The organism is Amycolatopsis sp. NPDC114504, from assembly GCF_055633595.1.
This window is the reverse complement of the sequence record NZ_JBVKDU010000003.1, coordinates 1,662,819-1,678,351: the sequence shown is the minus strand read 5'-3', so window position 1 is coordinate 1,678,351 and position 15,533 is coordinate 1,662,819. Positions and strand designations below refer to the sequence as shown.

Here is a 15,533-nt window from a genome sequence, read left to right as displayed (position 1 = left end):
CAAGGATACGATTCAACCACATGGACCTCACGGACTTCACGGCCGAACTGCTCGCGTTCGGCGAGCCGACGCACTTCGAACCGGCCTTCGGGCTGATCCGCAACGATCTGTTCGCCCGGCTCGCCGGGCACGGCTTCCGGTCGATCGCGCTGGAGACCGACCGCGTCGCCGCGCTCGACGGCGAGTTCTCGCACGGCTTCGGTGACGTGGCCGCCAACCGGCAGCTGCTCGAGTGGATCCGCGAGTACAACGAGACCGCCGACGCACCGCTGGCCTTCCACGGCTTCGACGCCCCGACCGAGATGTTCAGCGCGCCCAGCCCGCGCACCTACCTCGAGCACGTCCGCGACCACCTGGGCCTCGACGTCGACATCGCGGCCCTGACCGGGGACGACGAACGCTGGAGCCGCTCGGAAGCGATCCTCGACCCGGCCGCGTCGCCCGGCGCGTCACCCGAGGCCCGCGAGCTGCGGGTCATCGCGGACGACCTGCTCATGGCCCTCGACGCCCGCGTCGAGACCGCGGAGTCGAGCCGCGCGCGGATCCACGCGAACGCCGGGCTCGACCTGCTGCGCTACCACGCGGCGTCGGCGCTGCCCGGGGACCGGGACACGCGGATCGCCCGCCTCGCCAGCGCCCGGGCGGTCATCATGGCCCGGAACCTCCTGGACATCCACGGTTCGGCGCCCGGCCGGACCCTGGTGTTCGCGCACAATGCCCACCTGGGGTCCGGCGCGGGGGCGATCGTCGCGTCGCGGCTCGGCGACCGGTACGCCTTCGTCGCCGGCAGCCTCGGCCACAGCGAAGCCCTCGGCCTCGGCGAGCCGGCCGCGGACACCTACGAAGGACGTCTGCAGCGCGAGACCGAGACGTGGAAGCTGACCACCGAGATCCCGGCCGGTCGCACCCGGGATGACAACGACTACCGGTACGCGCCGCTCACCCCGGAGGTGCTCGAGAACGCCGACGCGATCCTGCACGTCGCTTGAGAAACACAGCGGCCCCCGCACCGGGGTCGGGTCCGGTGCGGGGGCCGCTGGTTCACCCGGTTACGGGTAGCTGACCACGTTCACCGGCACCGTGCCCGTGGGCGTCACGGCCCCGGTGTCGTTGATGACGTGCGTGATCGTGCCGCGGTAGTTGAGCGACACCGACAGCAGGCTGTGGAACTTGACGCCGCTGGTGTTCGGCACCTCGAACGCGTGGTAGCTGGACACCGCCGGGTTCGTGTCGAAGAAGCAGTAGCTCCCGAGACCCCACGCCTCATGGGACGTCACGTTCGACGCGACCTTGTAGGCGGCGTACCCCGCGACACCCGATGGAGCGTTCCACGACGCCTGGTTCGGCACGTCGTAGGGCATCTCGTTCTGGAAGAAGATCGTCCTCCCGCCTTGGCCGTTCCAGATCACCTGGTACTTCTGGTAGTGCTCGACGAACAGGCCGGTGGCCAGCACGTTCGCGCCGTTCACCACGAGCCCCGTATCGGCCGTGTTCGTGTTCCAGCCGTACGTGCCCGCGTTGCCGTGGTCGGCGCGCCACGCCCAGATGTGGTCGATGATCGTGTTGGCGCTGTTGACGATCAGGCTGTTCGTCGCCTTGCCCGCGATCGCGCCGCCGATCCGGAAGAACACGTCCTGGACCGTCGTCGGGTTCGAAGCGTGCGACGCCGACGAGCCGGACTGGCCGACCGTCAGCAGTGCCTGCGAGTTCGTCGTGCCCGCGTCGAAGAGCAGGCCCTTGAGCCGCACGCCGTCCACATCGGACACCTGCATCGCGTTGACGCCGTTGTCCGGCACCAGCGTCGGGTAGCCGATACCGAGGATGGTGGTACCGGCCTTGGTCACGTTGAGCGTCTGGTTGAGGTGGTAGACGCCGGGCGTGAAGAACAGGTTGCAGCCCGCGGCGAGCGCGTTGTTGATCGACGAGGCCGTGTCACCGGACTTGACGACGTAGAACTGGCTCATCGGCGCCGACGTGCCGGGGGTGCTGCCGTTCGCCCAGCTCGGGCCGGACGCGTTGGTGCGCAGGGAAGGCAGGAACACGCGGTACTTGCCGGTGCCGTCGAGATAGAGGTAAGGCACGTCGCGCGAGACCGGGGTCGTCGAGAGGGTGGTCTCGGGCGGGTTCGGGAAGGTGTTCGCCGGCGCGCCGCTGGTGCCGGAGAAGACCATGTTCCAGACGCCGCCGTTCCAGCTGCCGAGCTGCGAGTCGCGGGTGTACCACTGCTGCTGCGACACCGACGCGGCCTGGCCGGCCACCTTCGTGTCGGCGATGTAGCCGCCGCTGGCGAAGCCGTAGCTCGCCGGGTACAGCTGCAGCCCGCCGCGGACGTCCATCCGGCGGAACGGCGCGGCCTGCGCGACCGCCCAGCGCTCCTGGCCACCGGACGGGTTGACCGCCATGTTCTCCGCCGAGCGCCAGAAGTTCTGCAGCGCGACGCCGTTGTCGGAGGCGTTGAAGGCGTCGACCGTGACGTCGCCGTTGATCAGCACGTCACCGGGGTTCTGGCCGAGGCCGGCGACCGAGGTGTAGAAGCCGACGTTGTCGTGCACGTTGTTGTACGTGCCCGGCTTGAACAGGTGGGCGACGCGCCGGTCCGCCATCTGCGCGGTCAGCGTGTCCTTCTGGTTGTTGAAGTCGGTGTCGAGCTGCGCCTGGATCGTCGCCGCGGACATGCCCGGGTCGAAGATCCGGACGTTCGAGCCGAAGTTCGGCGTGTCCGACTGGGTCGGGCAGCCGGCCTGGGTGCCGATCGTGTAGCTCGCGCTGGACACGGGGGACGTCGTCGAACCGGACTTGAGCGCGATCGCGTTGACCGTGCGGGAGTTCGGGACGCTGATCGGTCCGCTGTAGAGCGTCGAGGACGCGGTCGGCGTCGAGCCGTCGACGGTGTACCGGATGGTCGCGCCGGAGGTGGCGCTGCTGATGGTCACCGTCTGGGCGCTGGAGTACGTGCCGCCGGGCGGGCTGAACGTCGGCGCCGCGACCGTCGTCGTGCTGCCGCCGACGGTGTAGGTGAAGTGCGGGGTGTCGTACTGCGGCCCGCTCTTCTCGTAGGTGAACCAGTAGTCGAGCGTGTTCCCGGTGCTCAGGCCGTTGACGGTGGTCCGCCAGGTGCCGGAGCCGTTGACCATCCGCACGTTCTGCTGGCCGACGCCCGGGACGCCGGTGTAGTGGACGTCCACGTACACCGCGGGGGTCGTCGGGGTGAAGTCGATCTGCAGCTGCGTCGAGCTGAGCTGGGTGACGCTCTGGGTGTAGTCGTCGGCCGCGAGGGCGGCGGGGGCGCTGAGCCCGGCCGCCACCAGCAGTGCCGAGGCGACGAGCGCGAACCTCGGGCCGCGTCGTCGAAGCTTGTTCAGGGTCCGGTTCACGCCGTGACACCTCCGCCGTTGGGGATCCACGAGCATTCGTTGTGAGTCACAACAAATTAGCTCCCGGTGAGTGGTGCTTCGATCTCTTTTTGGTAACACTTGTCTGGACCAATGTCTCGTCAGGGTGAGTGGGTTCGTGACCATTCGTCCGATTGGCGGTGCGGTGGGCGAATGACTGAACCGAGAAACATCCATCGAGCGGGTGACCACGAACGAGTGACATGCGACGATCCCGTGCCACACCTCGTCCCCTACCGAGGAGTAGGCAATGGCGCCTCCACGGTTGCTCCGGTCCCTCGTCGTCCTCTCCCTGATCACGGCCCCGCTGACGGTGGCCACCTCGACCGCCGAAGCCACGCCGCTGCAGAGCGGCGGTGTCGTGAACTTCGGCTGTGCCACGTCCGGCAAGATGCACTGCCTCGGCAAGGCGATCCGCTCGCCGAAGGGCAACGGCCCGCTGGTCACGTCCACCCCGGTCGGCTACGGGCCGGCGGAGATCCAGGCCGCGTACAACCTCGGCGGCCTGCACTCGAACGGCCGCACGGTGGCCATCGTCGACGCCCAGGACGCGCCCACCGCGGAGGCCGACCTGGCCAAGTTCCGGTCCGCCCGCGGGCTTTCCGCGTGCACGACGGCCAACGGCTGCTTCAAGAAGGTCAACCAGAACGGCGCGGCGAGCCCGCTGCCGGCGCCCGACTACGGCTGGGCCGAGGAGATCAGCCTCGACCTCGACGCGGTGTCGGCGACCTGCCCGGACTGCAAGATCCTGCTGGTGGAGGCCAACTCCCCGGACACCGACCCGCTGATGACCGCGGTCGACACGGCCGCGGCGACGCCCGGCGTGGTGGCGATCTCCAACAGCTACGGCGGCACCGAGGACTCGACGGTCCTCGCCGCGGACGCGCACCTGAACCACCCCGGCATCGCGGTCACGGCGTCGTCCGGTGACTCCGGCTACGGCGTCAGCTGGCCGGCGTCGTCGCCGTACGTCACGGCGGTGGGCGGCACGACGTTGAAGAAGTCCACGAGCACCACGCGCGGCTGGACCGAGACGACGTGGAAGGGCAGCGGCAGCGGTTGTTCGGCGCTGGAGGCGAAACCCGCGTGGCAGCACGACACCGCGTGTGCGAAGAGGACGGTCGCGGACGTCTCGGCGGTCGCGGACCCGGCCACCGGGCTCGGGGTCTACGACACGTACAACAGCTGCGGCAGCTCGTCGTTCTGCGACCTGCTGCTGTCCCTGGGTCTCGCGCAGGGCGCGGACGGCTGGGTCCAGGTCGGCGGCACGAGCCTGTCGTCGCCGGTGATCGCGAGCGTGTACGCGCTGGCGGGCACCGCGGTGACGTCGGGGTCGTACCCGTACGCCCACACCGGCGGGCTGTACGACGTGACGTCGGGTTCGAACGGCAGCTGCGGCGGGACCTACCTCTGCACGGCGGGTGCCGGCTACGACGGGCCGACCGGCCTGGGCACGCCCAACGGGACCTCAGGGTTCTGACCGCCGGAGCGGCTCGCCGAGCGCTACGGTCAGCTCGGCGTCGATCCGCGTGAGGAGCTCACCCCACACGCAGACGGTTTCTTCCCATGGGTGCCCGAAAGTGCCCAGGCGGAGGTCCCGCGTGAGGTAGATGTGGTAGTCCCCGTCCGGGAAGACGGCGCCGGGCCAGCGCGGCCCGGCGCCGTCGACCCTGGCCGGGTCGAAGCGGTACCCCGCGTGGTGCCAGTCGAGCCAGTACAGCTCTTCGCCGACGGCACGCAGTCCCTTGTGGACGACGTCGGACAGGGCGTCCAGCTGCGCGTCGCCGAGGTCGCCGACGTGCCAGGTCGCCGAACCCGCCGGTTCGGTGATGCCGGGGAACGCCCTCGTGTCGGGCCGGAAGGCGAACTTTTCGTGGAAGCGGGCCCAGATCTCGTCGTGCTCCGGCTCGGAGAACAGCCGGCGGACCGGCCGGGTCCGCGCGGGCTCGCCGGGGGACGGCAAGCGGTACCGGGTGACGGTGGTGGTCTCGCGCATCCCGGCCGCCTCGAAGGCTTCGCGCAGTTCGCCGTCGGCTTCCGCGAGCAGCGACCGCACGCCCGGATGGGCCTCGCCGACGCGGGGCATCGCCCGCCAGTCGTGGCCGGCGACCGTCGCCGCGAAGCCGGGGTCGGTGATCCCGCCGACGACCATGCGGTCACCGATTTCTTCGAGCCACGCGGCCCGATCGCCGTCGAGGACGACCTCGGACGACCGGTCCAGGTGGGCCGCGTCGGCGAGGAACTCGGCGTACGGACGGCGGTGCGGGCCGGTCTCGGCGGCCAGTTCGGAGACGCGCTGGTGCGCGGGCCAGTCGTGGCCGATTCGGGGAAGCGGGGTGGTGTCGGTCCCGATCGGACAGACGAGCAACGCGCGTTCCGGCTCCGCCGTGAAACCCGCGACGAGCAGGGCTTCGGCGAGCCGCGGGTCGCCGTACACCGGCCACTCCACCGGCTCGTTCCGGCGCGCGAACGCCTCGACCTGCCGCGCGACGAGCGCGTCGAGGTCGCCGTCCGGCAGCGGCTCGTGGCTCACCTCGCCGTGGGTGCCGTAGTGCGTCCGGACGATCGGCCCGTCCCGCTCGATCACCGCGCCCACCGGCGGGAGCCGGGGCAACTCGTTCAGCATGCTGTCCATTTTCCACGGACGGGTGACCTTCGTGTACGGGCTCTCGGTGCGGGGTAAGGATCACTGCATGCTGGACACCGAAGTCCTGTCACGGACACCTCCGCGGGCGCTCGATGTCGTCACTCCGCTCGGTGATGTGCGGTTCGCCGTCCGGGTCGGTGGGTGGGACGTGCCCGCGAGACCCGAACACACCTGGGGCCTCGACTCGGGTGCACGGCTGTGCCGGTGGCGGCACCGGTCCGTCCGGCTCGACGTGCTCTCCGGGACCACCGCCCCCGAGCAGTCCGGTGTCACCCGGGAGACCACGATCTTCCGCGTCCTGGCCCGGGAAACGCTCAGCGAGTTCGCCGTCCAGGCGGAGCTGGACGCACCACCCGAGGACGTCCAGGCCGGCGATGGCACCTTCACCGTCGAGACCGCCGACGCCGTCGTGAGCGTCGGCGGTCCCGATGCCGAAAAGCTGCTTCGCTGTTCCCGGGACGGGCAGCACGTGCCGCCCTACTGGTCGAGGCAGCTCGCCGATGCCGTCGAGGCCGATGGTGCGCGGCTCACCTGGCAGCTGCCCGGGGTCGAGCGAGGGGACTACGCCGAGCTGTGGGTCTCCGTCGCCTGGAGTGCGGCGGGCGGGGACCCGGGCCGTGCCGTCGACGTCGACCCGGCCCGGGTGCTGAGGGAGCTAACCCAGTGAAATCCGGTCCAGGTCCGGAGCGCCCGCGCGGTCGTTGCCGATCCGGATCGTATTGGCGCCCGCGTTCAGCGTCACCGGGACCGACGTGGTGTACGGCGTGCTGTTGCCGACGCCGCTGACCTTCACCTCCACCGGCGCGCCGCCGTTCACCGACACGAAGTACGACCGGTCGCCGTTCACGGTGAAGTCGAGGTAGAGCGTGTACTGCCCGGCCGCGGCGACCGTCACCGCCGGGAACGTCACCGCCGCCCCCGCGCCGCCGCCGATGTTGCGCACCTTCTGCCCGCCCGAGCACGGTGAGCAGCTCGTGACGCCGGCGTCGCCGATGTCGTTGGCCGAGTCCTCCGCCTCGCGCATGAACACGCGGTCGGCCGGGCGCTGCTTCACCTGCACCGGCTTGCTCACCGTCTTCGCGCGGCCGAGTGTCGTGAACGACGCCGTCACCGGGATGGTCACGTCCTGGGCGGCCGGGGCCGTCACCGTCCACGATCCACTCAGGACCTGACCGAGCCGCAGGTGCGACGCGGTCACGGGGGCACCCTCGAGCGTCCAGCCCGCCGGGACGACCGGGGCCAGCGAGACCTGGTCGAGCGGATCGTCGACGTCGAGCCGCAGGGAGGCGGTGACCTTCAGCGCTTGCTGACCCGGCGAAACCCATTGCACACCAGCGGGTTCCACGGTCAAGGTCGTCTTGGGCGTGTACGACTCGGGTGGCAGCGGTGCCACCGCGATCCGGTCGAGACCCACGGTCCCGGACACCTTGATCGTGTTGGCGCCGGCGTTCAGCGGCACGGCGATCGCCGCCGGAGCGCTGACGGTGATCGGCGCGGCGCCGTTCACGCTCACCGCGAGCGTGCCCGGCCCGGTCGTGTCGAGCTGCAGCCGGGACGGACCCGAAGCCTGGACGCCGCGGAAGGTGACCGCGCCGCGGTCGAGCCCGGTGACCGCGGCCGTGCCCGAGCACGCCTCGCACCACACCGGCGACGCCTTGCCCTCGAAGCCGTTGCGCCACGACTCCGCCTCCAGCGGCACCTCGCCGCGGGGGTCGGGGTAGCCGTAGGCGACGTCGATCTCGTCGAGCGCGAGCTGGTGGAAGAACGGCTTGGCCTGCGGGCCGGACCACGTGTTCAGCACCTCGAGCTTGAGGTACCGCGCGTGCACCTCGCCGACGTCGACGAACTGCACGCCGCGGGTGCTCGGCAGGGCGCCGGTGCGGACCGGCGTGCCCCAGTTGGTCCCGTCGTCACTGGCGTAGACGCGGTAGTCCTTGATCCGCGCGGAGTCCTCGGCGCGCCCGAAGGACTCGCGCGCGGCCGTCGGCGACGACTCGCGCTCGTGCACCGCCAGGTACGCCGTCGAGCGCTTCTTGCCCAGGTCGAGTGTCACCGACACCGGCTGCTGCCCACCCGCGTCCCAGTAGTTCAGGTAGCTGCCGTCGACGAGGTTCGCCGCGGGGTGTCCGGGCGCCGAGGCCGACGCGGTCGCCTTGATCGTGCTCTTGTCGTAGAAGTACTGCTGACCGGCAGTGTCCACTTTGAACACCGTGTCGTAGGTGTCCCAGTCCTTGATGTCCAGAATGGACAGATAGCCGCCGGACTGGGCGAACTTCATCGGCTTGCCGGTGCGCACGTCGGACACTCCAGTGACGCGGTAACCGTTGTCGCGCAGGCGGACCAGGTTCGTCGACGGCCGCGTGACGACGTGCACGTACTGCGTCTTCGCGCCGGGTTTGACGGTGATCACGCCGTGCGCGCCGTCGTTCCAGAAGCCGGGTTGCATGCCGCCGTACATGTATCCGCCGCCTTCGGTGCCCTGCAGCGACTCCTTGATCGGCTGCGTCCAGGACGCCATGAAGGTGTTGAACGCCTCCTGCTGTGGCGGGAACTTCCCGTTCAGCATGGCGGTTTCGGCCATCAGTGACTTGATCGACGAGCCCGCGTTCGTGATGTAGCGGCCGGTGGAGAGCCGGACGTCGACGGCCTGGTCGCCGCCGCTGTACCACCAGTCGCCGTTGGTCGGCAGCTTGTAGTCGGCCTCGGTGAGCCGCGGCATCGGCGTGTAGATCGCCTGCGGGTAGTCGTACGACGGCGTCATGCCGGTCTTCTGCTCGTTGCTGACCGTGTCCATGATGGGCGTGTCCTCGTTGTTGTTGCTCAGCAACCAGGACGGCCGCTTCTCGCGGATGTGCTCGTAGAGCCCGTGCTGCTCCCAGTACTCGTTGTCGTTGTCGATCCAGAACCCGGCGAGGTCGGAGTAGCGGTCCATGACCTCGTCGAACAGGTCGTAGCTGAACTCGCCGAAGCCCGGACGCGTCGTCAGGTCGACGGGGTGCCCCTTGTACGCCGAGTAGGCGGCCGAGTCGAGCGACTCGTGGCCGGTTTCGTTGTGCCACTGGGGGTCGTCGGTCATGTAGAGCATCACGCGGACGCCCTTGGCCTTGCCGGCGGCGATCAGCTCGCCGAGGAAGTCGCGCTGCGTCGAGCAGCTGCCGGGGACCTTCGACGGCCACGGCCGCGCGTAGCCCAGCCGGCTGTGGAAGGTGGTGAGGACGACGTAGGACGCGCCGAGCTTCGTCGCCTCGTCGATCCAGTAGTCCGGCGTCCAGCCGCCGGCGGTGACGTCGTGCTCCCAGGCGGCGCAGTCGGTGTGCCGCGGCGCGGTGAACATCCCCCAGTGCAGGAACAGCCCGGCCGTCGACGCCCGCAGCCAGTCCTGGCGCGGGTTGAACAGTTCGGCGTTCGCGGGGGTGACCAGACTCGCCAGCAGCACGATGACCGCGGCGAGGCAGGCTCGGACTCTCATGGCCACTCCTTCGTCGGAGAGATCCGATGATTATGCGGTCATATATCGTACGTCAAGGGTGGATACCGCTCAGCGGTACCCAGTCGTCCGATCTGTCACAATCCTCCGGCGCGATACGTCAAGGTGGTGACGTACGCGAAAGGACGACCCGTGAACGACGATCTGCTGGCCGAGAGCTTCGAGACCCACCGCGACCACCTGCGGTCCGTCGCCTACCGGATGCTGGGTTCGCTGACCGAGGCCGAGGACGCCGTCCAGGAGTCGTGGCTGCGGCTGAGCCGGAGCGACTCGGCCGCCGTTGAGAACCTGGGTGGCTGGCTGACCACGGTCGTCGGCCGCGTCTGCCTCGACATGCTGCGTTCGCGCAAGGCCCGGCGCGAGGAGCCGTGGGACGTCCTGGTGCCCGACCCGATCATCAGTCGCGACGACGTCGGCCCCGAGCACCAGGCGCTGATGGCGGACTCGGTCGGGCTCGCGCTGCTGGTCGTGCTCGACACGCTCACGCCGGGCGAGCGGCTGGCGTTCGTGCTGCGGGACATGTTCGCGATGCCGTTCGAGGAGATCGCGCCGATCGTCGGCCGGTCCGAAGCGGCGACCCGGCAGCTGGCGAGCCGGGCCCGGCGGCGGGTCCAAGGCGCCCCGGTGGCGCCGGACCCGGACCTGGCCCGGCAGCGCGAAGTCGTCGACGCCTTCCTGGCGGCGGCCCGCGGCGGTGACTTCGACGCGCTGGTCTCGGTCCTCGACCCGGAGGTCGTGCTGCGCGCCGACCGCGGTGCGACGGGCGGCTCGGTCGAGGTGCGCGGCCCGGCGGCGGTGGCGAACCAGGCGCTGACGTTCTCCCGCCTCGGCGCGGGCGGCGGCACGGTCCGCCGGGCGCTGGTCAACGGCGCGGCGGGCGTGGTCGGCACCCGCGACGGGCGGCCGTTCTCGGTGCTGGGCTTCACGGTCGCCGGCGGGCGCATCGTGGAGATCGACATCCTCGCGGATCCGGCGCGGCTCGAGCGGCTCGACCTGGCGGTGCTGGACTGAGGCTGTCGTGAGTGGGAAACAGTGTTCTAACCAACCGTCACCTGACGACCTACCGTGGTCGCATGGCCCACTCACACCAGGTTAACGCAGGTCAGGACGGCCGACAGTCGATCTTGGACTCCTCGCCCGGCTGTCCCGCAACCAGGCTGGGAAGCTGGAGAAGTGCGAGACTCAGCACGCCGACAACCGCGACGTGATCACGCGGTTGGGGTTCGACTCGTTCACGGTCGCGTCGTCACACGGTCGGTATGACCTGTCGGACTACAACGACCGGTTCCAGTTGCGGCAGGAAGTGGCGCACAATCAGCGCAACTCCGATGAGGCGTCGCAGCGGATCTCCCGTCGGTTCGACGTGCTGCGACGGAAGGGCATTCCGCACCACCAAGGACGCACGTTCGGGTTTCCCGGTCTGGACCGGACCGTCTCCCGGGAAGCGGCGTTGGATAAGGACGGCAAGGACACCCGGGCGCAGGTTCCGGCGGCGCTGGTGGAGCGGGAGCGAGCCGCGTTGCGCGCGGGAACGTCGGCGGTGCTGGCCGGGGTGTCACAGCGCCAGTTGTGCGCCGAGTGGAATGCGGCCGGGTTGCGCACGACCACCGGGGGCGAGTGGGTACCGGCGAAGGTCAAAAGCGCTGCTGTTGCGGCCGCGCAATGCGGGGTTGATCGAGCACGACGGCGCGATCGTCGGGCACATGCCGGGCGATCCGATCGTCGATCCGGGCGAGTTTGAGCGGTTGCGCGCGTTGTTTGCCGGGGGGACGCGGGGGCGGCGGCCGGGGCTGTCCTACGTCGGGTCGGGTATCGCGACGTGCCCGGGGTGCGGCAAGAAGCTGTCCGGGCGTCCGCACGTCGGGGAGTACCCGGACGGGACCCGGCGGCGGCAGTACGCGTGCACGAAGGCACGCGGCGGGTGCGGGAAGGTCGCTGCTGATGTGCGGTCGGTGGACCGGGAGATTCGGGGAATGGTGATCGCCCGGATGTCGGACAAGACCCATGCGGCGGCGATCAAGGCCGTCCGGGCGCGGATCTCCGACCGGCTCGCGCAGGTTGACCGGGAGATCGCCGAGTGTGAGGCGCGGCAGGAAGCGATCGCGGCGAAGTGGGGCGCGCGGAAGATGACCGATAAGGCGTTCGACCGGGCAAACGAGCCGCTGGTCGCCGATCTGGCGCGGTTGGAGGCCGAGCGGGAGTAGTTGGCTGGGGGAAACCCGGAAGGCCCCACAGAGGCGATGAGCCGTGAGGAAGCGGCCGAGAAGTGGGACGCCGCCGACATCGGCGAAAAACGCGCGATGCTCGCCGATGCGCTTGGCCGGGACACGCTCTACGTGGACCCCTCTGATCGGACGGGGTTCCGCACGTTCAACCCGAAACGCGTTCGCGTCGAGCCCAACCAGCCGACACGACCGCGCTACCTACCATGACCTGATCGGGGACGGGTCGCCTTCGCCAATTGCCGATCTTACCCTATACCACTTCGCCCATGTGAAATATTTGCCACCAACGCCCCTGGACATCATGTGAGCCTAAATCAATAATCAATGTCCCGTCGTTGTGATCCACATACATGAAGTTACTGCCATTAAGTGTGGACCAAGAAACCCTCGCATCGTCTAGTGCAACTCCCCTAAAGTCCACTTCAGTCAGGTCTGATTCATCGATTTCTGCATGTCGAAGGTTTGCATCTATCAAGGATGCGCATACAAGGCTTGTCCGTGTGAGATGTGCATTCATGAGAATTGCACCCATAAGGTTTGCCCCGTCAAGGTTTGCATACGAGAGGTCAACGCCCTCAAGATGTACGCCTTCCAGGTCGGTATCAGCCAGCTGAACGCCCCTTAGGTCTACAAAAGAACCATTATCGTTCGTCTGATTTCGTCGGCCGAGCACCTTCAATGCAGCCTGAACATCAGAACTCAAGGGGGCACCTTTCGAGTAGCCGGGAATCTTACACTCGTCGCGTCGTCCGGAATCTAGATCCGCTTTTGGCAAGCTGTCGCGCACGAAGGTCGAAAGCCGCTCCACTACCACGGACTGATGTTGAGGCTGGTCGCGAGCAAGTTGCTCAAGCACGTAGATTCCGCCCACCCTATTCTCCAAATGTTCAGACCCAACCATTCCAACTTGCGAGTTTGCCGCCGAAAAACGGTCGTAGAACCGGTTTTCTTCGGAGGCTGACTGCGAATTAACTTCGAGCACCATGCCGCCAACCAGGGTCAGACAGGTGATTCCAGTAGTTACAACCGACCACCTAAACTGCCCATCAGGATTTTGTTTTGATCTTTCCACGGTAGAGCCCGGTTGAATAACTAAGCCGCGAATTCCGGATACCGAAGACCAAGATTTAATTGATTTTACACACCCTTTCGCTTCCGCTGTCCCCCGTCGCCGGGCGACCGATCCGAGAATAGTGCCTACAGTCAGGCCAACGACTGCCAGTAACACCCACCACCACGATGCCCACCAACGTGTAACGGCGAGCCAGCCCGGCCACCAATGGCTCCAAGTTCCGACAATCACGGCCAGAACCGAAATCGACATCGCGCCGTGTGCAGATCGGCGAATATGGGCAGATTTTAAGCGCGTCATTAAAGTATGCTACACCCTACATCGATCATTTGTCATGAAATGCGTGGATCTCTGATCTATCAATGATCGGAAAGCGGTGCAGAAACCAAACTTGCTCACTGACGCACTCTGCCGGGACACTACTCTACGTAGACCCGTCCTACCGGTCCGGCTTCCGTGCGTTCAACCCGAACGTGTCCGAGTCGGCCACCGCAGGCCGCCCCGCACGGCTTCCTATTGACAACATCCAGCAAGGGGGAGACCCAACGGTCGGGGTAGCACGGATCTCCAAGCAGCCGGCGGCCCTCGTCGGCTAATCTGAAGGTTCTTGCGTTTGTCGCCTAGCCGAGGGGAAATTAGCTGTGCCAAATAATACACCTTGGTGGTTTACCCTCACCTCGGTTGCGCTCACTGGCGCACTCACGCTGGTCACGTCATGGCTAGTGGCCCACCATACAAATAGGAAGACCAACGAGCGGCTAAACCTTGAGATCGAACACAAATCTGATCTCGAACGCAGAAAGTTACTCTATGACGCACGTCAGGAACTCTACTTAGAGATTTTCAGGAGCCTGCACGCGATCCACGATATGGTCGCCGTTGTCGAACTTTCCGAAGATCAGGAAAACGCGATAACTGCCCTCATTCAGACATTTCGGAAGATCCCCGAACTGAGCGTTTCGGCGGCACTAATCGCATCGGTAGAAGTTACAGGCGTGCTCGAAGAAATATCCAGTGACATTCTTACTTTTCTCAAGATGGTGAATCACGTATTTCATTCGAGAAATGAAGTGCGCGCAGACGAGATATGGCACGTGGCGATTGATGTAGACAAGCATGGGAAACTGCTGCACCTCATGCGAAGAGATCTGGGTTCAGAAGGAAGAGATTTCGACGCGAAGAGGTCTAGTTATGGAGGAGGTTAGTGCTCCTCGTGCGCTCTCACCGTCACGCATCGCAGTGACCTAAGCTGGGCAAGAGTAGGCGACGACGAGCGGATCAACCTGGGCGAACGGTAGATTCGGGGTGTAAATCAGTGAACGTGCAAGCGGCGATCATCAGCGCTATAACTGCCGCAACAATTACCTTGGTAATGGACGTGCTGCTTCGACCCTATCTTGAGGTGCGAAAGGATCGAATTGTCTCGGCAGCGCGAGATAAGCGCGATCTTATTGTCAGTCTTGATATAAGTGCTTCGCATATCACTAGCTCGGCCACCATCGATGGGCCGAGTCAGATTCAACTTCGCGAGGATATCGATACATGCACAAAACATTTGGCGTTGATTGCCAGAATTCGCTGCCGTGGCAAGACTCGCAAGGTCTGTCACGACGCGATATATTCTGTTCGCTCGACCCTGATCGTAACGCTGGAAACGATCGAAAGTGGTGAGCACATAACAGAGATAAAGGAAAATCGCGACGCGATAGCGGGTGTCGCGCGGAAACTCCTCCGAAGTCAATATTCAGAATTATTTCTCATTATGATCTGCGTGAAATGGTTGCTATTGGTTCCTTCGTTCAAAATCCGTGCTACTCATGCACATCATCGAGAGCTGAAAAGGGTGATGGATGGGCATAAAGAGAGGATCCGGCTTATGGCAAATCCTAATGGGAATTCTGTCGTGTGAGGAGTCATGTTTGATTGGCGACCTAACCGACGACAGTGGCTTATCACCCTGATAAAGCCAACGTTGTCAGTTGTACGCGCGGCGGGGGCTTAGGTCAGCTCAGCACGAGCGGTAGCCAACGATCAGGTTCCCTTGCCCCCGTTGCTGCGCGAGCGTCAACCACCCGATCTGTGGCCCGGGGTTCGCGTGCGGCGTGTCGTCGGTCATTCCGCTGAAATCCAGGTGGCACGCGTCCACCGACAACGTGCCGTCCGGGTTGGACCGGGACGCCTGCCCGGAGAGGTAGAGGTTGTTCACGTAGTCGCCCGCCGCCGTGACCTCTGCGGCCATCGCGCGGATAGCGGCCGGGCAGTTAGGCACGTGCCGGGCGTCGGCGAGTTGGTGCCCGGCGGCGGGCGCGAAGACGAAACACGCGTCGGCGATCGCGTCTGGTGTCGGGCGTGCGATCCGTTCCGCCAGAAAGTCGACCATGCTCGCCGGGCTCCGGGGCAAGATCCGGGCCACGGCCTCATCGTGGGCCTGATTCAGTTCCTGTTGTGTTTGGCGGGCGTGGCGGGCGGAGTCCACTTCCAGCATTACCCATCCCGCCGCGACCATCAACACCCCCAGCGTCAGCGCTCCCAACGTTTGCCAGCGCCGCACCCGTAGCCGCAACATCACCAGCGCAGCCACTCCGGCACCGATCACCGCGACCCCAGCCAGCAGCACCCACCACCACGGGTCCACATATTACGTCAGCGTGGCTAGCAATCTCACACACGGCGTCGGTAGCGGCCAATTGGCCCAGGTGGACCCTCCGCG

At 66.6% G+C, this 15,533-nt stretch carries 14 protein-coding genes; 9 read left to right on the top strand and 5 right to left on the bottom strand.

What is annotated here, in order from left to right:
• Nucleotides 1-20: 20 nt before the first annotated feature.
• A complete protein-coding gene (locus ACZ7PG_RS29465; protein ID WP_470242293.1) occupies nt 21-989 on the top strand; it encodes an erythromycin esterase family protein in 969 nt (322 codons plus the stop codon).
• A 60-nt stretch (nt 990-1,049) separates the two neighbouring features.
• Here ACZ7PG_RS29465 and ACZ7PG_RS29460 read toward each other — a convergent pair whose 3' ends face one another.
• A complete protein-coding gene (locus ACZ7PG_RS29460) occupies nt 1,050-3,374 on the bottom strand; it encodes a chitobiase/beta-hexosaminidase C-terminal domain-containing protein (protein WP_470242292.1) in 2,325 nt (774 codons plus the stop codon).
• Nucleotides 3,375-3,642: 268 nt separating this feature from the next.
• Here ACZ7PG_RS29460 and ACZ7PG_RS29455 point away from each other — a divergent pair, with 268 nt between their 5' ends.
• On the top strand, nt 3,643-4,872 hold the full coding sequence (locus tag ACZ7PG_RS29455; RefSeq protein WP_470242291.1) for a S53 family peptidase: 1,230 nt from the start codon (nt 3,643-3,645) through the stop codon (nt 4,870-4,872).
• Here the strand turns inward: ACZ7PG_RS29455 and ACZ7PG_RS29450 are convergent.
• Complete coding sequence (locus ACZ7PG_RS29450) at nt 4,861-6,018, bottom strand: DUF2716 domain-containing protein (RefSeq protein ID WP_470242290.1); 1,158 nt, start codon at nt 6,016-6,018, stop codon at nt 4,861-4,863. The two genes, ACZ7PG_RS29455 and ACZ7PG_RS29450, sit on opposite strands and share 12 nt — an antisense overlap.
• A gap of 67 nt (nt 6,019-6,085) precedes the next feature.
• Here ACZ7PG_RS29450 and ACZ7PG_RS29445 point away from each other — a divergent pair, with 67 nt between their 5' ends.
• The gene (locus ACZ7PG_RS29445) at nt 6,086-6,706 is read left to right on the top strand and encodes a hypothetical protein (RefSeq protein WP_470242289.1); all 621 of its coding nucleotides are present in this window, start codon (nt 6,086-6,088) and stop codon (nt 6,704-6,706) included.
• Here ACZ7PG_RS29445 and ACZ7PG_RS29440 read toward each other — a convergent pair.
• A complete protein-coding gene (locus ACZ7PG_RS29440) occupies nt 6,695-9,508 on the bottom strand; it encodes an alpha-L-fucosidase (protein WP_470242288.1) in 2,814 nt (937 codons plus the stop codon). The genes ACZ7PG_RS29445 and ACZ7PG_RS29440 overlap by 12 nt on opposite strands.
• 150 nt (nt 9,509-9,658) lie before the next feature.
• On the opposite strand from ACZ7PG_RS29440, the gene ACZ7PG_RS29435 reads away from it, so the two are divergent.
• The 4 genes from ACZ7PG_RS29435 (at nt 9,659) to ACZ7PG_RS29420 (ending at nt 11,958) form a co-directional block, all read left to right on the top strand.
• The gene (locus ACZ7PG_RS29435) at nt 9,659-10,537 is read left to right on the top strand and encodes a sigma-70 family RNA polymerase sigma factor (protein ID WP_470242287.1); all 879 of its coding nucleotides are present in this window, start codon (nt 9,659-9,661) and stop codon (nt 10,535-10,537) included.
• 205 nt (nt 10,538-10,742) lie between these two features.
• Nucleotides 10,743-11,267 carry a hypothetical protein gene (locus ACZ7PG_RS29430; protein ID WP_470242286.1) on the top strand — a complete coding sequence of 175 codons (525 nt, stop codon included), beginning with the start codon at nt 10,743-10,745 and terminating at the stop codon, nt 11,265-11,267.
• The gene (locus tag ACZ7PG_RS29425) at nt 11,230-11,730 is read left to right on the top strand and encodes a hypothetical protein (RefSeq protein WP_470242285.1); all 501 of its coding nucleotides are present in this window, start codon (nt 11,230-11,232) and stop codon (nt 11,728-11,730) included. The genes ACZ7PG_RS29430 and ACZ7PG_RS29425 overlap by 38 nt, the downstream gene beginning before the upstream one ends.
• Before the next feature lie 36 nt (nt 11,731-11,766).
• Entirely contained in the window at nt 11,767-11,958 is a 192-nt protein-coding gene (locus ACZ7PG_RS29420; RefSeq protein ID WP_470242284.1) for a hypothetical protein, read from the top strand.
• 43 nt (nt 11,959-12,001) lie between these two features.
• On the opposite strand, the gene ACZ7PG_RS29415 is transcribed toward ACZ7PG_RS29420, so the two are convergent.
• The gene (locus tag ACZ7PG_RS29415; protein WP_470242283.1) at nt 12,002-13,123 is read right to left on the bottom strand and encodes a pentapeptide repeat-containing protein; all 1,122 of its coding nucleotides are present in this window, start codon (nt 13,121-13,123) and stop codon (nt 12,002-12,004) included.
• Between the two features lie 341 nt (nt 13,124-13,464).
• Between ACZ7PG_RS29415 and ACZ7PG_RS29410 the strand changes: the two genes are divergently transcribed.
• Together ACZ7PG_RS29410 and ACZ7PG_RS29405 are read left to right on the top strand one after the other, a co-directional pair.
• Nucleotides 13,465-14,028: a hypothetical protein gene (locus ACZ7PG_RS29410; RefSeq protein WP_470242282.1), complete on the top strand. Its 564-nt coding sequence runs from the start codon at nt 13,465-13,467 to the stop codon at nt 14,026-14,028.
• 110 nt (nt 14,029-14,138) lie between these two features.
• Complete coding sequence (locus tag ACZ7PG_RS29405; RefSeq protein ID WP_470242281.1) at nt 14,139-14,732, top strand: hypothetical protein; 594 nt, start codon at nt 14,139-14,141, stop codon at nt 14,730-14,732.
• Nucleotides 14,733-14,831: 99 nt separating this feature from the next.
• Here ACZ7PG_RS29405 and ACZ7PG_RS29400 read toward each other — a convergent pair whose 3' ends face one another.
• Nucleotides 14,832-15,440, bottom strand: a complete 609-nt coding sequence (locus tag ACZ7PG_RS29400) for a hypothetical protein (RefSeq protein WP_470242280.1) — start codon at nt 15,438-15,440, stop codon at nt 14,832-14,834.
• Nucleotides 15,441-15,533 lie beyond the last annotated feature (93 nt).